Raw genomic sequence first — 14,347 nt, forward strand, 5'->3', positions numbered from 1 at the left:
TGGATGGTCACGAGGCCGCTCTCCCGACCGAGGCCAGCAGCGGCCAGCTCGCGTCCCGGTCGGAGATCACGCTTACCGGCAACGGCCAGTCGATCCCGAATTGCGGATCGTCCCATCGGAATCCCTGTTCTTCTTCAGTGTCGTAGGCACCGCTGACCTGATAGAGGACTTCGGTGTTGTCGGCAAGAGTCTGGAATCCGTGTGCGATGAACGGGGGAAGGAACAGCGCGCGACGATTGTCGGCGCTCAGCTGCACCATCACGTGGTCGCCGTAGTTGCGCGACTCCGGCCGCACGTCCACCGCAACGGCGACGACGGCGCCGCGGGTGCAGCGCACCAACTTGGCCTCGACGTTGGGCGGTACCTGGCGATGGATACCGCGCAGCGTCCCTCTCGCGTAGCTGTAAGCCACATCGACTCGCGCGACACCTGACAGCAGGCCGTACTTCTCGAACTCGTTGGCGCAGAACAAGTGTGAGACGAATCCGCGGTCGTCGCGGGCCGGCTCGATGTCGACGATCGTCACGCCGGCGACGTCAGTCGGTGTGTACTTCACTCGAACCCTCCTCTGTCCGTACCCTTTTCACCGTCTTCGCTCATTCGCCGGACACCCGAACCCGATGCGGCCTTCTCTACCGCGAAGGCCTCTGCGTAACGCGCATTGCACTGCACCCCGCGGACGCGCATCAAAGCGAGGAACGCCTCGTCGTCGAACCATCTGCGACGCGATTGAGACAGGTAGCACTGGGCGATCAGCCGCGCTTTCTCATGTGCCGTCTCGGTCGGAATCGGCAGATACAGCGACAGATTGAGCAAGTCGGAGTCGGGCGTGAGGATCTCGTAGCCGAGAATCAGGTGTTCGCTGAACGCCGTCGGAATCAAATCGGCCAGCACCTCGCGGTCTTTCTCACCGTCGCCGGTGTGCGGCCCCAACACGATGTCCGGCTCGCAGTCGCGGCGGAAGTCGGCCAGGATTTGTTTGGCCCAGCGGTGGTTCGTGCCGAGCTCACCGGCGGGTAGGTCAGCGACGGTCAATCGCACGTCCGCCGAGGGGCACAACGTGATGAACGCGTTCTTCTCCTCGACCTCGCGCTCGGTGGCGCCACCGGTCAGTACCAGAGCGTGTACCACGAGATCGGGTTTGTCGGAGGCGATTTCCATCAGCGTTGCCCCGGCGCCGACGGCGATGTCGGAGCAGTTCGCGCCGACGACCGCGATGGCGTTCAGGTTCACCGGTGTCAGCGCGAGCATGTCGGGCGCCCCGTCCAGCGGCGCAGATCTTGCGTCAAGGTCTGCCGCCGCGCAGCTGCCGACGAAGGAGTGTGCACTGCGCCTCCTACCTTCGGGCGACGGCTGCTTGGTCGCCGACACGGATCAAACCGATCATTACTTTCTTGGGTAGTATACATACGTTTTGAATGATGTTAAGACTTTTCTTGAACTAGTGGTTTGAGACTGGCGTAAAGCGGTGCCTCCGGGGCCGCCAGGTTCGATCCGGCTAGCCGGCGTAGATCGGCCGTTGAACCATGCTTGGGCGGTAGTTGTAACGAGCGGCAAGTGGCGACCGGGCGCTGCCCTGTGCCGGCGGCGCCTGAGTCATCGGGGCCCCGATCGGGCCGGCGGGGCTACTCGCCGGCGCTAATGGAGCGATCGGCAGCCCGCTGCCTGGTGGCATGGCCGAGGCGACGTGACTGAATGCCGGCGCAGCCGAGGTCCAGCCGGGCGGCACCGACAACGCACCCAGCGACGCCGCACGCGCGGATGCCGCCGATACTGCGGCCGCGCGCGAACCCACGACGCCCGCACCGGGAGTCGCGCCGATATCCAGCGACGACTTGAACATCGGGAATCCGCCGCCAAGCGCGCCGGTCGCCGGCGCCAAAGTATTCGCCAGCGACCCGGACGAGCTGAGCATCGAGACCGCCGAGGTCAACATCGAGGCAGCCGACGTGGCTCCCGACGCCGCGGTCGTCCCCGCCGTCAACGCGGTGCCCGACGTCGACGTCGATGTCGTCAACGACGCCAGCGGTGAAGTCGATGTCGTCGACGTTGCCGCAGTAGCGGCGGCGGCCTGCGCGGCGCTAGGCGTTGCCGCGGCGGAGCCCAGCGGCGAAACCGTCTGCGCGACCGTCCCGACCGGTGTGCCCGCCGCCTGTGTCACCGCAGCGGCCATTCCGGCGATTCCCGACGAGTTGGCGGTGGGCTGCGGCGGCGTAAACGGCGCCATGGTCGAGGCGGCGGACGAGGCGGCGGCGTATCCGTACATCGCGGCAGCGTCTTGAGCCCACATTTCGAAGTAGGCGGCCTCGGTCGCCATGATGGCCGGGGTGTTCTGGCCGAAGAAGTTCGTCGCGATCAGCGCCAACAGCAGCGCACGGTTGGCGGCGATCACCGGTGGCGGCACGGTCATCGCGAATGCTGCCTCGTAGGCAGCGACGGCCGCTTTGGCCTGCGCGGCGGCCTGCTCGGCCTGGACAGCTGTCGCGCCGATCCACGCTACGTAGGTGGCGCCCGCGGCGGCCATCGATGCGGAGGAAGGTCCGAGCCAGGAGGTCGTGAGATCGGCGATCGCGGATCCGTAGGCGGATGCCGCCAGGTAAAGCTCGTCCGCCAATGCGTCCCAGGCCGCGGAGGCGGCCGCCATCGGCCCCGCCCCCGGCCCGGTGTACATCAAGCCGGAGTTGATCTCCGGGGGCAGCGCCTCGAAACCGAACATTACGAATCGCCTCGCACACAGTTGCGGAGGGCAGCTTGCCAACCTGCCGCGTGGGACGATAGAAGCCAGTCCCGCTTGACAGATACCCCCAGACCGTCCATCTGCATGTCAGCAGTTTTACATACTTTTTGAATCATGTATAGGCTTGAACAGACCGTAAGTCTTGCTAGAGTTGGTCACAGTGCATCGACTCAGGGGTGGCTTTCGAGTCGCGTCGATCGCGACTGCAAATCGCAATTGGACTAAGCTCGATCAACGACGCCTCGAGACCAAGGGGCCCGTGGAGGAGCTTCGCGGCGGGAGCGTTCTGAGGTGGCCCACACTATGACCGAGACGACCGACACACGGGCGGATACCACCCGCCATCAAATTCTGCGCGCCGCCGCCGGACAGTTCGCGCGCCTGCCCTACCACCAAGTCGGCCTCGACGACGTGCTCGCCGAAGCCGAATTGACCAAGGGCGCAATGTATTTCCACTTCCGGTCCAAGCATGCGCTCGCGCTGGCGATCATCGAAGACCACATCACCCGGTCCGATGAGGCGATCACCGACCTGCTGGCCCGCAAGCTGTCTGGGCTCGAAACCTTGATCGACTTCTCGTATCAGCTGGCGCTGCGCGACATCAGCGAGGACATGTCGCGCTCGGCGCTGCACCTGGTCGAGTCCATCGGGCGGGTCGAGGGCCTGCAAACCAAGCTGCACAAAAGCTGGATCGACAATCTCACCGTCGCCGTGCAACGCGGTATCGCCGAGGGCGACGTGCTGCCGGACTGCGACCCGGTCGAGGTGGGCCGCCTGGTCGCGTCGACGTACATGGGCCTGCGACAGACCTCCAACTTGGACGAACCCGAGCGCTTCCTGCGTGACTTCCAGCAGACGTGGACGCTGCTATTGCCGGGTTTCGTGCGTCCTGAGCGGATCGACTACTTCCGTCAGTTCATCGGGCGGCGCACCACCATCGCGATCGCGAGCACCTCGGCACTGACGGGATCGACGTGACAGACACCGCTTTCACCGAGCGGCCAACCGACCGTGAACCCGCGGTGCTCCTGCTAGGCTTTGCCGCCGAGTCAGTGCGAAACCGACGGTCCGGAAGTTGAGCGCACTAGCGGAACTCCGGAGGTACTAGACGATGGCCCGTCAAGTTCGGTCGGAAGCGACCCGGCGAAAAATTCTCGATGCGGCAGTCGACGTATTCACCGAAGTCGGGTTCGCTGCCGCCGACCGTGGCGCGATCATCGAGCGCACTGGAATGACCAAAGGCGCCTTCTACCATCACTTCGACTCAATGGAGTCGCTTGCCGCCGCCATCATAGAAGACGGCGCCAACCTGGTGGTCGCCGAGTTGGGCGCGATGTCGGACTCGTTTTCCCCCGCGCTGGAAAACATCCTGCATGGCACCTTCGTCACCGCGGATCTGTACGCGACCAACAAGGTGGTCCGCACCGCAGAGCAGTTGAGCCTGGCCTTCGGCAAGTTCAACAAGGACGCTGGCGCGGCGTATGCGGCGTGGGTCGAGGCGATGACCGCCGAGGCCCGGCGGGCGATCGCCGAAGGCGACATCCGGGAAGACCTGGACCCCCTGATGGTCAGCGAGTCGATCGTCGGCGCCACCTTTGGCGCCCGGATGGTGGGCCAGCGCACGGACAACGGGAACGACCTGGTCCGCCGGCTGACACAGATGTGGGAGCTGTTGTTTCCCGCGATCGTCACCGAGGCGTCGCTGGGTTATTACCGCGAGTTCCTGGCGCGCGAGGCACTGCGCCACGTCGAGCACGAGGAGTAGCCCCGACCGGTCAGCGCCCGCTGGCCCAGAGTTCCTCGGTCAAGTCCTGAAAGGTCGCCAGCGCGATGGCATCATCGGCGCGCCGCATCGCGGACCTGCTCATCAGCGCCCGCACGGTCGAGCCGTCCTTATGGGCCAACTCGACGATCATGTTGGCCAGCCCGTCGACGACGGAGAGCACCGATTCCGTCTCGAGCGCCCCGTAGAAGATGTCGTGAAACCTCAAGGCCACGACCTCGTCGGCGTCCCGGCCCAAAATCTCGGCGAAGGCGGTGTTGGCGAACACGATGGTGCCGTCTTGCAGCACCGCGAGGGTAGGGACCGGAATCCGCTCCAGCAGCACTAACGCGGGCAACTCGCGGAGCACCTCCGCCGGAGATCGGCTGGCCTGCGCAGTTCGTCGTCGGTCCACTGCTTGATTATTGTCCATCGCGGCGTCCATCGCCGAATGTGCGTTGCCGGTCTGTTTTGCCGCAGGCGTGCGCATAATGACACGCTGAACAGGTGGCGACACACTGCGAGGGAGGGTTGCATGACCGGGACGACTAAGCACGGCGAATCCGCGGTCATCGTCCTGGCGGCCGGCGCCGGCACCCGGATGCGGTCAGACGTCCCAAAGGTGTTGCACACCCTGGCGGGCCGCAGCATGCTGGCGCATCTGCTGCATGCCACCGCCAAGATGGCCCCGCAGCACCTGGTCGTGGTGCTGGGCCGCGACCACCAGCGCATCGAGCAGTCGGTCGCCGAGTTGACCCAGACCCTCGGCCGCCCGATCGAAACGGCGATACAGGAGCAGCAACTCGGCACGGGCCACGCCGTGCTCTGCGGACTCACGGCGCTACCCGACGATTTCCACGGCGTCGTCGTGGTCACCTCCGGCGACGTGCCGCTGCTCGACGCGGACACGCTGGCCGATCTGGTCGACGCGCACAACACCCGCGGCGCCGCGGCCACCGTACTGACCACCACCGTGGACGATCCGACCGGTTACGGCCGCACCCTGCGCACCCAGGACAACGAGGTGATCGCGATCGTCGAGCAGGCCGACGCGACGCCGTCCCAGCTGGAGATCTGCGAGGTCAACGCCGGCGTGTACGCCTTTGACATCGCGGCACTGCGTTCGGCGCTGAGCCGGCTGTCCTCCGACAACGCCCAGCAGGAGCTGTATCTGACCGACGTCATCGCGATCGTCCGCCAGGACGGCAAGGTGGTGCAGGCCCGACACGTCGACGACAGCTCGCTGGTGGCCGGGGTCAACAACCGGGTCCAGCTGTCCGAGCTAGCCGCCGAGCTCAACCGTCGCATCGTGTCCGCCCATCAACTCGCCGGCGTCACCGTCATCGATCCGGCAACGACGTGGATCGACGTCGACGTCACCATCGGCCGCGACACCGTCATCCAGCCTGGGACACAACTGCTCGGCGGCACCCGCATCGGCGGACGCTGCGCGATCGGACCGGACACCACGCTGACCGACGTCACCGTCGGCGACGGCGCATCGGTGGTCCGCACCCACGGCTCGGACGCCGCCATCGGAGACGGCGCGGTGGTCGGCCCGTTCACGTACCTACGGCCCGGCACGTCCCTGGGCGCCGAGGGCAAGCTGGGTGCATTCGTCGAAACCAAGAACGCCACGATCGGCACGGGAACCAAGGTGCCGCATCTGACCTACGTCGGTGACGCCGACATCGGCGAGCACAGCAACATCGGCGCATCCAGTGTGTTCGTCAACTACGACGGCACCTCCAAGCAGCGCACCACCGTCGGTTCACACGTGCGCACCGGCTCCGACACCATGTTCGTGGCGCCTGTCACCGTCGGCGACGGCGCCTACACCGGCGCCGGAACGGTAGTGCGCGACGACGTTCCCCCCGGCGCACTGGCCGTCTCGGGCGGCCCGCAACGCAACATCGAGGGTTGGGTCGAACGCAAGCGGCCGGGCAGCGCCGCCGCGCAGGCGGCCGAGCGGGCACGCAGATCGACGCCCGCCGGCGACGATGCAGAGCGGAGCGATGCTGAGGAGCGGCGACGACAGACACCCGCCGACGGCGATGAGTCGTCTTCCGGCCCGGCAGCGACCACCTAGTATTCCTACAGCAGCGATCCGATTCGAATCAGTAAAGGCAGCACGTGAGCTACGACTGGACCGATAACCGCAAGAATCTGATGCTCTTCTCCGGCCGGGCCCACCCTGAGCTGGCTGAGCAAGTCGCCAAGGAACTCGACACCCACGTCACCGCGCAGACCGCGCGCGAGTTCGCCAACGGCGAGATCTTCGTGCGCTTCAACGAGTCGGTACGCGGCTGTGACGCCTTTGTTCTGCAGTCGGCCCCCGCGCCGGTGAACGACTGGCTGATGGAATCGCTGATCATGATCGATGCCCTCAAGCGGGGCAGCGCCAAGCGGATCACCGCGGTCCTGCCGTTCTATCCTTACGCCCGGCAGGACAAGAAACACCGTGGGCGCGAACCGATTTCGGCCCGCCTGGTCGCCGACCTACTGAAGACCGCCGGTGCCGACCGGATCGTCACCGTGGACCTGCACACCGACCAGATCCAAGGTTTCTTCGACGGGCCCGTCGACCACATGCGCGGGCAGAATCTGCTCACCGGCTACATCGGCGACAATTACCCGGACGGAAACATGGTCGTGGTCTCCCCCGACTCGGGCCGCGTGCGCATCGCCGAGAAATGGGCCGACGCGCTGGGTGGCGTGCCACTGGCCTTCATCCACAAGACCCGCGACCCGCGCGTCCCCAACCAGGTGGTCTCCAACCGGGTGGTCGGCGAGGTGCAGGGCAAGACCTGCGTGCTGATCGACGACATGATCGACACCGGCGGCACAATCGCCGGCGCGGTGAAGCTGCTGCACAACGACGGCGCCAAGGACGTCGTCATCGCCGCCACCCACGGCGTGCTGTCCGACCCGGCCGCCGAGCGGCTGGCGGCGTGCGGTGCCCGCGAGGTCATCGTGACCAACACACTGCCGATCGGCGAGGACAAGCGCTTCCCGCAACTCACCGTGCTGTCCATAGCCCCGCTACTGGCGAGCACGATCCGCGCGGTATTCGAAAACGGTTCAGTGACCGGTCTTTTCGACGGCGACGCCTAGATGGTCCCGACTTCTCGGGGCGATGGCGCCGTGGTGATCTACCACAACCCCAAGTGCAGCACGTCGCGCAAAACCCTGGAATTGCTACGCGCCAGCGGATTCGAGCCCGAGGTCGTGCAATATCTCAAGAACCCGCCGTCGCGTGCCGAGCTGACGGAGATGATCCGTGCCGCGGGTATCGACGTCCGCGCAGCGGTGCGCAAACGCGAATCGCTGTACGCCGAGCTCGATCTGGCCGATGCGGACGACGATCAACTACTCGACGCGATGGCCGACCACCCCATCCTCATCGAACGGCCGTTTGTCGTCACACCGAAAGGTACGCGGCTGGCTCGTCCGGTCGACGCGGTCCGCGAGATCTTGTGAGGCCGCTGGTACAAATCGCTACGACACTGGGCGTGTGCGCGCTGGCAGTCGTCGGATGCGGCCCGAAAAGCCCCGACTACCAATCAATCTGGTCGACCACCCCGACGACCACCAGTGCCGCACCGGCCGAGAAGCCGGTGCCGTTCTCGGAATACCTGGAAAGCAATGGGGTGTCCGGTTCGCCCGTGGCCCCCGACCAGGTGACCGATCTGACCATCTCCATTCCCATTCCGGCGGGCTGGCAACGGGTGAACCGAGCCAACATTCCGCCCACCACCGAGTTGATCGCCAAGGCCGACAACTTTCCCAACGCCATGCTGATCGTGTTCAAGCTGGGCGGGGAATTCGACGCGAAGGAATTGGTCAAGCACGGCAACGACGACGCGCGGCTAGCCCAGAACTTCAAACAGCTCGAGGCGTCCAATGCCGACTTCCACGGCTTCCCGTCGTCGATGATCGAAGGCAGCTACAACCTCGGCGACCAACGCCTGCACACCATCAACCGGATCGTCGTCGCCCACGCCGGCGGTGAGGACGCGGACAAGTACCTGATTCAGCTCGCGGTGACCAGCCTGGCCGACAAGGCGGTCGCCGACGCGGTCGACGTCGAGGCGATCATCCGCGGCTTCACTGTCGCCGCGAAGTAACTCCCGGCCCGCGGCGCGGCCGCACTACTGTGTCATCCATGACATCGTGGACAGCAGCGGATCTGCCTTCGTTCGCCGGCCGCACCGCCATCGTGACCGGGGCGAACAGTGGACTTGGCGCGGTGACGGCCCGCGAGCTCGCTCGCGTCGGCGCCCAGGTGATCCTCGCGGTGCGCAACCCCGGTAGGGGCGAGACCGCCGCCCGGGAGATGACCGGCGATGTCGAAGTCCGCCGACTCGACCTGCAGGACCTGGCGTCGGTGCGGCAATTCGTCGAGGGGATCGACAGCGACGTCGATGTGCTGGTGAACAACGCCGGCATCATGGCCATCCCGCACGCCGTTACCGCCGACGGGTTCGAGAGCCAGATCGGCACCAATCACCTCGGCCACTTCGCCCTGACCAATCTGCTGCTGCCCAAGATCCGCGATCGGGTGGTTACTGTGTCGTCGCTGATGCATTACATCGGCTACATCAGCCTGCGGGACCTGAACTGGACGTCGCGGCCCTACTCGGCTTGGCTCGCCTACGGCCAGTCCAAACTGGCCAACCTGCTGTTCACCAGCGAGCTGCAGCGTCGGCTGCAGACGGCGGGTTCCCCGGTGCGGGCAGTGGCCGCCCACCCCGGTTACTCGCACACCAACTTGCAGGGCCATTCCGGCCAGAAGTTGGTCGACGGACTTATGGGGCTGGGGAACCGGTTGGCGACCGACGCGGATTTCGGCGCCCGTCAGACCCTGTATGCCATCTCGCAGGATGTTCCCGGCAACAGCTTCATCGGCCCAGCGTTCGGCATGTTCGGACGCAGCAAGCCGGTGGGCCGCAGCCCACTGGCCAAACGCGACGCCACTGCCGCCGCGTTGTGGGAGTTGTCCGAGCGGCTGACCGACACCAAATTTCCCCTCTGAGCCGCTGATGCGCTAGCCTGACCTCGCGTCACGGCGAGGGCGGCTCGAGCGAGCCGCCGTTATCGACGGAGACCGACTCACAGTCGCGACTCCTGGCCGTGCCCCGGTATCTCACACAGGAGCGACATCAATGGCCAAGTCTCAGAACCAGCTCGCCGTCAAGGTACGGACCGAAACCGGCAAGGGCGCGTCCCGCCGGGCTCGTCGCGACGGCTGGATCCCGGCCGTGCTCTACGGGCACGGCAGCGACCCGCAGCACCTCAACCTGCCCGGCCACGACTTCGCCGCGGTGCTGCGCCACTCGGGCACCAACGCGGTGCTCGCGCTCGACATCGAGGGCAAGGAGCAGCTGGCGCTGACCAAGGCGCTCGACATCCACCCGATCCGCCGGACGATCACGCACGCGGACTTGCTCGTCGTGCGCCGCGGCGAAAAGGTGACCGTCGAGGTCACCGTCGAGGTCGTCGGCGACGCCGCGCCTGGCACCCTGGTGACCCAGGAAGCCAACACCATCGAGATCGAGGCGGACGCGTTGTCGATCCCGCAGTCGCTGACCGTGTCGGTCGAGGACGCCGAAGCGGGCACCCAGGTCACCGCTGGCCAGATCGACCTGCCGTCGGGTGTGAGCCTGGTCGCCGACCCCGAGACCCTGGTCGTCAACGTGGTGGTCGCGCCGACTGAGGAGGACCTGGAAGCCGAGGGCGCCGGCGAGGTTGCCGAGGGCGAAGAGCCCGCCGCCGAGGCCACCGAGGGCGAGGCGTCCGAAGCCGAGTCCGAATCCGAATAAGCCGTGGCCGGACCGCTTTTGGTGGTCGGTCTGGGCAACCCGGGACCGAACTATGCCCAGACGCGGCACAATCTCGGGTTCATGGTTGCCGACCGGCTCGCCGCCCGGATCGGTTCGAACTTCAAGGTGCACAAGCGATCCGGTGCAGAGGTCGCGACCGGCCGACTTGGTGGCCGTTCGATCGTGTTGGCCAAGCCGCGCTGCTTCATGAACGAGTCCGGACGCCAGGTGGGTCCGCTGGCGAAGTTCTACTCGGTGCCTGCCGCTGACGTCGTGATCATTCACGACGAGCTCGACATCGACTTCGGTCAGATCCGGCTGAAGCTCGGCGGTGGCGAGGGTGGCCACAATGGTTTGCGTTCGGTGGCGAATGCGCTCGGTACCAAAGACTTTCAGCGGGTCCGGATCGGAATCGGCCGTCCGCCCGGACGCAAGGACCCAGCGGCATTCGTGCTGGAGAGTTTCACCGCCACGGAACGGCCCGAGGTGCCGACGATCTGTGAACAGGCCGCCGACGCCACGGAGCTGCTGATCGAACTCGGCTTGGAGCCTGCCCAGAACCGGGTGCACGCCTGGTGATCGTCGCTTCGACGTAAAGTCAGGGTTACACAGAACTCACGCGCAGCCGTCCCAACGGCTCAACTCTTCCGCCGTCGGCCAGGCCCTCGAGCTGTGTCGGGGCTGCGAAATCGGTTGTTCCGGGCCGATGGCCCGACATGGAATGCCCGCGGCTCGCCGAAGCGCGGATGAACAGCTGTTTCAACGACGCCCTCACAACGCAGTTCGACGCAGAGTGAATGCCAATTTTCGCGCGCGTTACGCCCGGGGAACGTCTTGCGAACATGGCGACAGCACGATCGCTCACGTACGACTGACGAGCTGATATTCGAAAAGTCGTGCGCGGCAACGTCGCCGGAAATCATCGAGATCGGCCGTGCCACCGGAGGTAAACAAGCGTGGACTTCGGATTCCTGCCGCCCGAAATCAATTCCGGGCGAATGTATTCCGGTCCCGGAGCAGCGCCGATGCTCGCCGCTGCGGCAGCCTGGGATGACCTGGCGTCCGAATTGAGTTCGACGGCAGCAGCTTACGCGTCGACCGTCTCCGGCTTGGCCGCCGGGTCGTGGCAGGGCCCGTCGTCACAATCCATGGCAGCTGCGGCCAGCACCTACGTGGATTGGATGAATACCACTGCGGCACAAGCCGAGGAGACAGGAAGCCAGGCCAAGGCCGCAGTCGCGGCGTACGAAGCAGCCTTCGCGGCCACCGTGCCGCCACCGGTGATCGAAGCGAACCGAGCGCTGCTGGCGATGCTGATCGCCACGAACATACTGGGCCAGAACACCCCGGCAATCGCCGCCACCGAAACCCACTACATGGAGATGTGGGCCCAGGACGCGACGGCGATGTACGGCTACGCCGGCTCCGCGGCCGCTGCCTCGGTATTGTCGCCGTTCACCGACGCGCCCCAGACCACCAACTCGGCTGGCGCCGCGCAACAGTCGGCGGCGGCCGCTCAGGCCGGCTCCTCCGGCGCGTCGAATATCGGCACGGAGATAACGCAATTCATCGACTCATTACCGACCGCGTTGCAGAACCTGGCCAACGGTCTCGTGCAATCGCCCACCACGGGGTCGACGAACCTGCTGTCGGGACTCTCGCTGCCCCAGTTGGGATCGTTGACGCTGCCGCCCGGACTGCAGACTGACCTGACGAACTGGAACACGATCTTCTCCGCGCTCACCGGTCCGTATTCACTGCAGGGTTGGACGGCGATTCCGGGCGGTCCGCTCCTGTCGTTCGGCCAGGCGTACTCGTGGGGGCAGAACGGGCAGGCGGCCGCCGCGTTCCTGGCCGGTCCGAAGCCGATCACCGGGGCCCTGGCGCCGCTGGCCAGCGAGCTCGGCCCGCATCTGACTTCGGCGGGGTATGGTGCCGCGCCGGTGTCGGGGTCGGTGGGCCGCGCGATGCTGGTCGGCAACATGTCGGTGCCGCAGGGCTGGGCGCAGGCAGCACCGGAAATCCGCAACGTCGCACAGGCGCTATCGACCGAATTGGCAAGTGCCCCAGAGGCAGCACTCGCGGGTAGCCCGGGCGAGATCTTCGGCCAGATGGCGTTGTCGAGCCTGGCCGGTCGGGCCGTGGCGGCGAGCGCAACCGGCTCGATCGGCAGTGCCCCGATCGCATCGCCACTGGGCGGAGTCGTCACCGCCGAGGCGGACCCGGCGGCGGCCACCATCTTCGTGATCCCGGCGTTCGACGACTGACGAGGCAAGGGTTTCCGACATGTTCTATGCAGCGTTTCCGCCAGAAATCAACTCGGGCCGGATGTACACCGGGGCGGGATCTCAGCCCTTGTTGGCCGCCGCGGCCGCGTGGGGTGAGGTCGCCAACGAATTGCAGCAGGCGGCCGTCTCTTACTCGTCGGTGATCTCATCGCTGACCAGTGGGCCGTGGTTAGGCCCGACGTCGCTGAGCATGGCGGCCGCCGTTGCCCCCTATCTGGCCTGGATGCAGAGCACCGCGGCGCAGGCCGCCGAGACCGCCGACCAGGCCGGCGCCGCCGCCAGCGCCTACGAGACGGCATTCGCGTCGCATGTGCCGCCGGCTGAGATCGCCGCGAACCGTCTCCAATTGGCGCAGCTCGCCGCGACCAACATCATCGGTCAGAACAACGCGGCGATCGCGGCCACCGAGGCCCAGTACGGCGAGATGTGGGCACAGGACGCCCTGGCGATGGATACCTACGCGGCCTCGTCGGCGGCCGCCACCAAGCTGACGCCCTACACCGAACCGCCACCGACCACGAACAGCGCGGGTAACGCGGCGCAATCGGCAGCCGTGACTCAAGCCGCTGCCACCCAGGCCGGATCCAGCGCGCAAACAGTCGCGGACGCCACGACATACACCGGTTCGCCACTGCTGCAATGGCTGGCCAACCTGAGCACCGACTACACCAGCACCCTCAACGGCTTGCTGAACAGCCTGTTCGGCCCCTCCGGGGCGTCGACGTACTCGGCGCTGTTCTCTGCGGTCAAAGCGCCCGTCTCGTTCAGCACGCAGTTCAACGACATCGGCCTGCTCACCAACTTCCCGGTATCGCAGTTCCTCAAGTTCAGTCCGGCCCCCGGCTTCGGACTGCCGCCGAAAGCGGGGCTGGGTGGTGGGCTGCTCGGCCCGTGGTACGGCCGAGGATGGCTGACTGGCTCCGTCTCGGCCAGCATGGGAGACACCGGCACCCTGGTCGGGAAGCTGTCCGTCCCACCGAGTTGGGCGGCGGCCACCCCGACCGTCAGAACCGTCGCCGGGGCGCTGTCCGCCGCCGGGACGCAGGCCGTGCCGGCGACCGCACTTGGCGAGGTCGGGTTGTTCAGCTCGATGTCCATGGCCGGGATGCTCGGCAGCGCGGTAGGCGCCGGCGCGCCAACTGTCGCTTCGGCCAACGGTGTTCGTGGTCGGATCACCCCACTGAAAGACCTCAAGGATTCCAACGGCAAACACTCCCCCGAGCAGCTCAAACGGATGGTCGCACAGATCTCGGAGAAACCCGAGAGCGTGCAGCATCACCACGTCGACCAAGAGGGGCTGGACAGCCTGCTCGAGCAACTGGCCAAGGTGCCCGGGGTCCATGCCGTTCACCTATCCAAGGGCGGCAGGGCGAAAGTCAGTCCGACCGAACATATTTAGAATAAAGGAGGTTGCTCGTGAAGAAGACATTCGCCGCGCTGGGCGTGTTCGCTGCGATCGCTCTGGCGGCGCCGGCCTACGGTGATCCACCCGATATCGCCGGCGACGACGCCGGCTTCTTGGGGGCGCTGCGCCAAGTCGGCATTCATTTTCCCTACCCGGACGGTGCCGTCGGCGCCGGAAAATCGGTTTGCGGATGCTTGAACAGCGGCGAATCCGGGTTGGAGCTGATCCACGACGTGAAAGCCCGCAATCCGGGCTTCAATATGGAAGACGCATCCGATTTCGCGATGATCTCCGCGAAATACTATTGCCCGCACCAACTCTCGAAGAGCTGAC

Annotated in this window: 16 protein-coding genes; 12 read left to right on the top strand and 4 right to left on the bottom strand. The window is 66.1% G+C overall.

Features of this window, described 5'->3' with window-relative positions; translation table 11 throughout:
- Nucleotides 1-7: 7 nt before the first annotated feature.
- From MKK62_RS03125 to MKK62_RS03135, 3 genes are all read right to left on the bottom strand, one after another.
- On the bottom strand, nucleotides 8-556 hold the full coding sequence (locus tag MKK62_RS03125) for a dTDP-4-dehydrorhamnose 3,5-epimerase family protein (protein ID WP_240262457.1): 549 nt from the start codon (nucleotides 554-556) through the stop codon (nucleotides 8-10).
- On the bottom strand, nucleotides 553-1,251 hold the full coding sequence (locus tag MKK62_RS03130; RefSeq protein ID WP_240262456.1) for a PIG-L deacetylase family protein: 699 nt from the start codon (nucleotides 1,249-1,251) through the stop codon (nucleotides 553-555). The genes MKK62_RS03125 and MKK62_RS03130 overlap by 4 nt, the downstream gene beginning before the upstream one ends.
- 247 nt (nucleotides 1,252-1,498) lie before the next feature.
- Nucleotides 1,499-2,716 (bottom strand): PPE family protein, encoded by a 1,218-nt coding sequence (locus MKK62_RS03135; RefSeq protein ID WP_240262455.1) that lies wholly within the window; start codon nucleotides 2,714-2,716, stop codon nucleotides 1,499-1,501.
- Between the two features lie 324 nt (nucleotides 2,717-3,040).
- Here MKK62_RS03135 and MKK62_RS03140 point away from each other — a divergent pair, with 324 nt between their 5' ends.
- Both MKK62_RS03140 and MKK62_RS03145 read left to right on the top strand, forming a co-directional pair.
- A complete protein-coding gene (locus MKK62_RS03140; RefSeq protein WP_240262454.1) occupies nucleotides 3,041-3,715 on the top strand; it encodes a TetR/AcrR family transcriptional regulator in 675 nt (224 codons plus the stop codon).
- Between the two features lie 133 nt (nucleotides 3,716-3,848).
- Nucleotides 3,849-4,502, top strand: a complete 654-nt coding sequence (locus tag MKK62_RS03145) for a TetR/AcrR family transcriptional regulator (protein WP_240262453.1) — start codon at nucleotides 3,849-3,851, stop codon at nucleotides 4,500-4,502.
- Nucleotides 4,503-4,512: 10 nt separating this feature from the next.
- Here the strand turns inward: MKK62_RS03145 and MKK62_RS03150 are convergent, their stop codons facing one another.
- Nucleotides 4,513-4,914, bottom strand: a complete 402-nt coding sequence (locus MKK62_RS03150) for a PAS domain-containing protein (RefSeq protein WP_240263848.1) — start codon at nucleotides 4,912-4,914, stop codon at nucleotides 4,513-4,515.
- 120 nt (nucleotides 4,915-5,034) lie between these two features.
- On the opposite strand from MKK62_RS03150, the gene glmU reads away from it, so the two are divergent.
- The 10 genes from glmU to MKK62_RS03200 all read left to right on the top strand — a co-directional run bounded on the left by glmU (nucleotide 5,035) and on the right by MKK62_RS03200 (nucleotide 14,346).
- Complete coding sequence (gene glmU, locus MKK62_RS03155; protein WP_240262452.1) at nucleotides 5,035-6,588, top strand: bifunctional UDP-N-acetylglucosamine diphosphorylase/glucosamine-1-phosphate N-acetyltransferase GlmU; 1,554 nt, start codon at nucleotides 5,035-5,037, stop codon at nucleotides 6,586-6,588.
- Between the two features lie 44 nt (nucleotides 6,589-6,632).
- Complete coding sequence (locus MKK62_RS03160; protein ID WP_240262451.1) at nucleotides 6,633-7,613, top strand: ribose-phosphate diphosphokinase; 981 nt, start codon at nucleotides 6,633-6,635, stop codon at nucleotides 7,611-7,613.
- Nucleotides 7,614-7,979 (top strand): arsenate reductase (glutaredoxin), encoded by a 366-nt coding sequence (gene arsC, locus MKK62_RS03165; RefSeq protein ID WP_240262450.1) that lies wholly within the window; start codon nucleotides 7,614-7,616, stop codon nucleotides 7,977-7,979.
- Nucleotides 7,976-8,626: an LpqN/LpqT family lipoprotein gene (locus MKK62_RS03170; protein WP_240262449.1), complete on the top strand. Its 651-nt coding sequence runs from the start codon at nucleotides 7,976-7,978 to the stop codon at nucleotides 8,624-8,626. The genes arsC and MKK62_RS03170 overlap by 4 nt, the downstream gene beginning before the upstream one ends.
- Before the next feature lie 38 nt (nucleotides 8,627-8,664).
- Nucleotides 8,665-9,534 (top strand): oxidoreductase, encoded by an 870-nt coding sequence (locus MKK62_RS03175; RefSeq protein WP_240262448.1) that lies wholly within the window; start codon nucleotides 8,665-8,667, stop codon nucleotides 9,532-9,534.
- A 130-nt stretch (nucleotides 9,535-9,664) separates the two neighbouring features.
- Nucleotides 9,665-10,321 (top strand): 50S ribosomal protein L25/general stress protein Ctc, encoded by a 657-nt coding sequence (locus MKK62_RS03180; RefSeq protein WP_240262447.1) that lies wholly within the window; start codon nucleotides 9,665-9,667, stop codon nucleotides 10,319-10,321.
- A 3-nt stretch (nucleotides 10,322-10,324) separates the two neighbouring features.
- Entirely contained in the window at nucleotides 10,325-10,900 is a 576-nt protein-coding gene (pth, locus tag MKK62_RS03185) for an aminoacyl-tRNA hydrolase (RefSeq protein ID WP_240262446.1), read from the top strand.
- Nucleotides 10,901-11,277: 377 nt separating this feature from the next.
- Nucleotides 11,278-12,588, top strand: coding sequence for a PPE family protein (locus MKK62_RS03190; RefSeq protein ID WP_240262445.1), 1,311 nt, complete (start codon nucleotides 11,278-11,280; stop codon nucleotides 12,586-12,588).
- Between the two features lie 19 nt (nucleotides 12,589-12,607).
- Nucleotides 12,608-14,008 carry a PPE family protein gene (locus MKK62_RS03195; protein WP_240262444.1) on the top strand — a complete coding sequence of 467 codons (1,401 nt, stop codon included), beginning with the start codon at nucleotides 12,608-12,610 and terminating at the stop codon, nucleotides 14,006-14,008.
- A 17-nt stretch (nucleotides 14,009-14,025) separates the two neighbouring features.
- Nucleotides 14,026-14,346 (top strand): DUF732 domain-containing protein, encoded by a 321-nt coding sequence (locus MKK62_RS03200; RefSeq protein WP_240262443.1) that lies wholly within the window; start codon nucleotides 14,026-14,028, stop codon nucleotides 14,344-14,346.
- Nucleotide 14,347: the final 1 nt, after the last annotated feature.

The sequence above is a fragment of the Mycobacterium paraterrae genome (assembly GCF_022430545.2).
GTDB classification, from domain to species: domain Bacteria; phylum Actinomycetota; class Actinomycetes; order Mycobacteriales; family Mycobacteriaceae; genus Mycobacterium; species Mycobacterium paraterrae.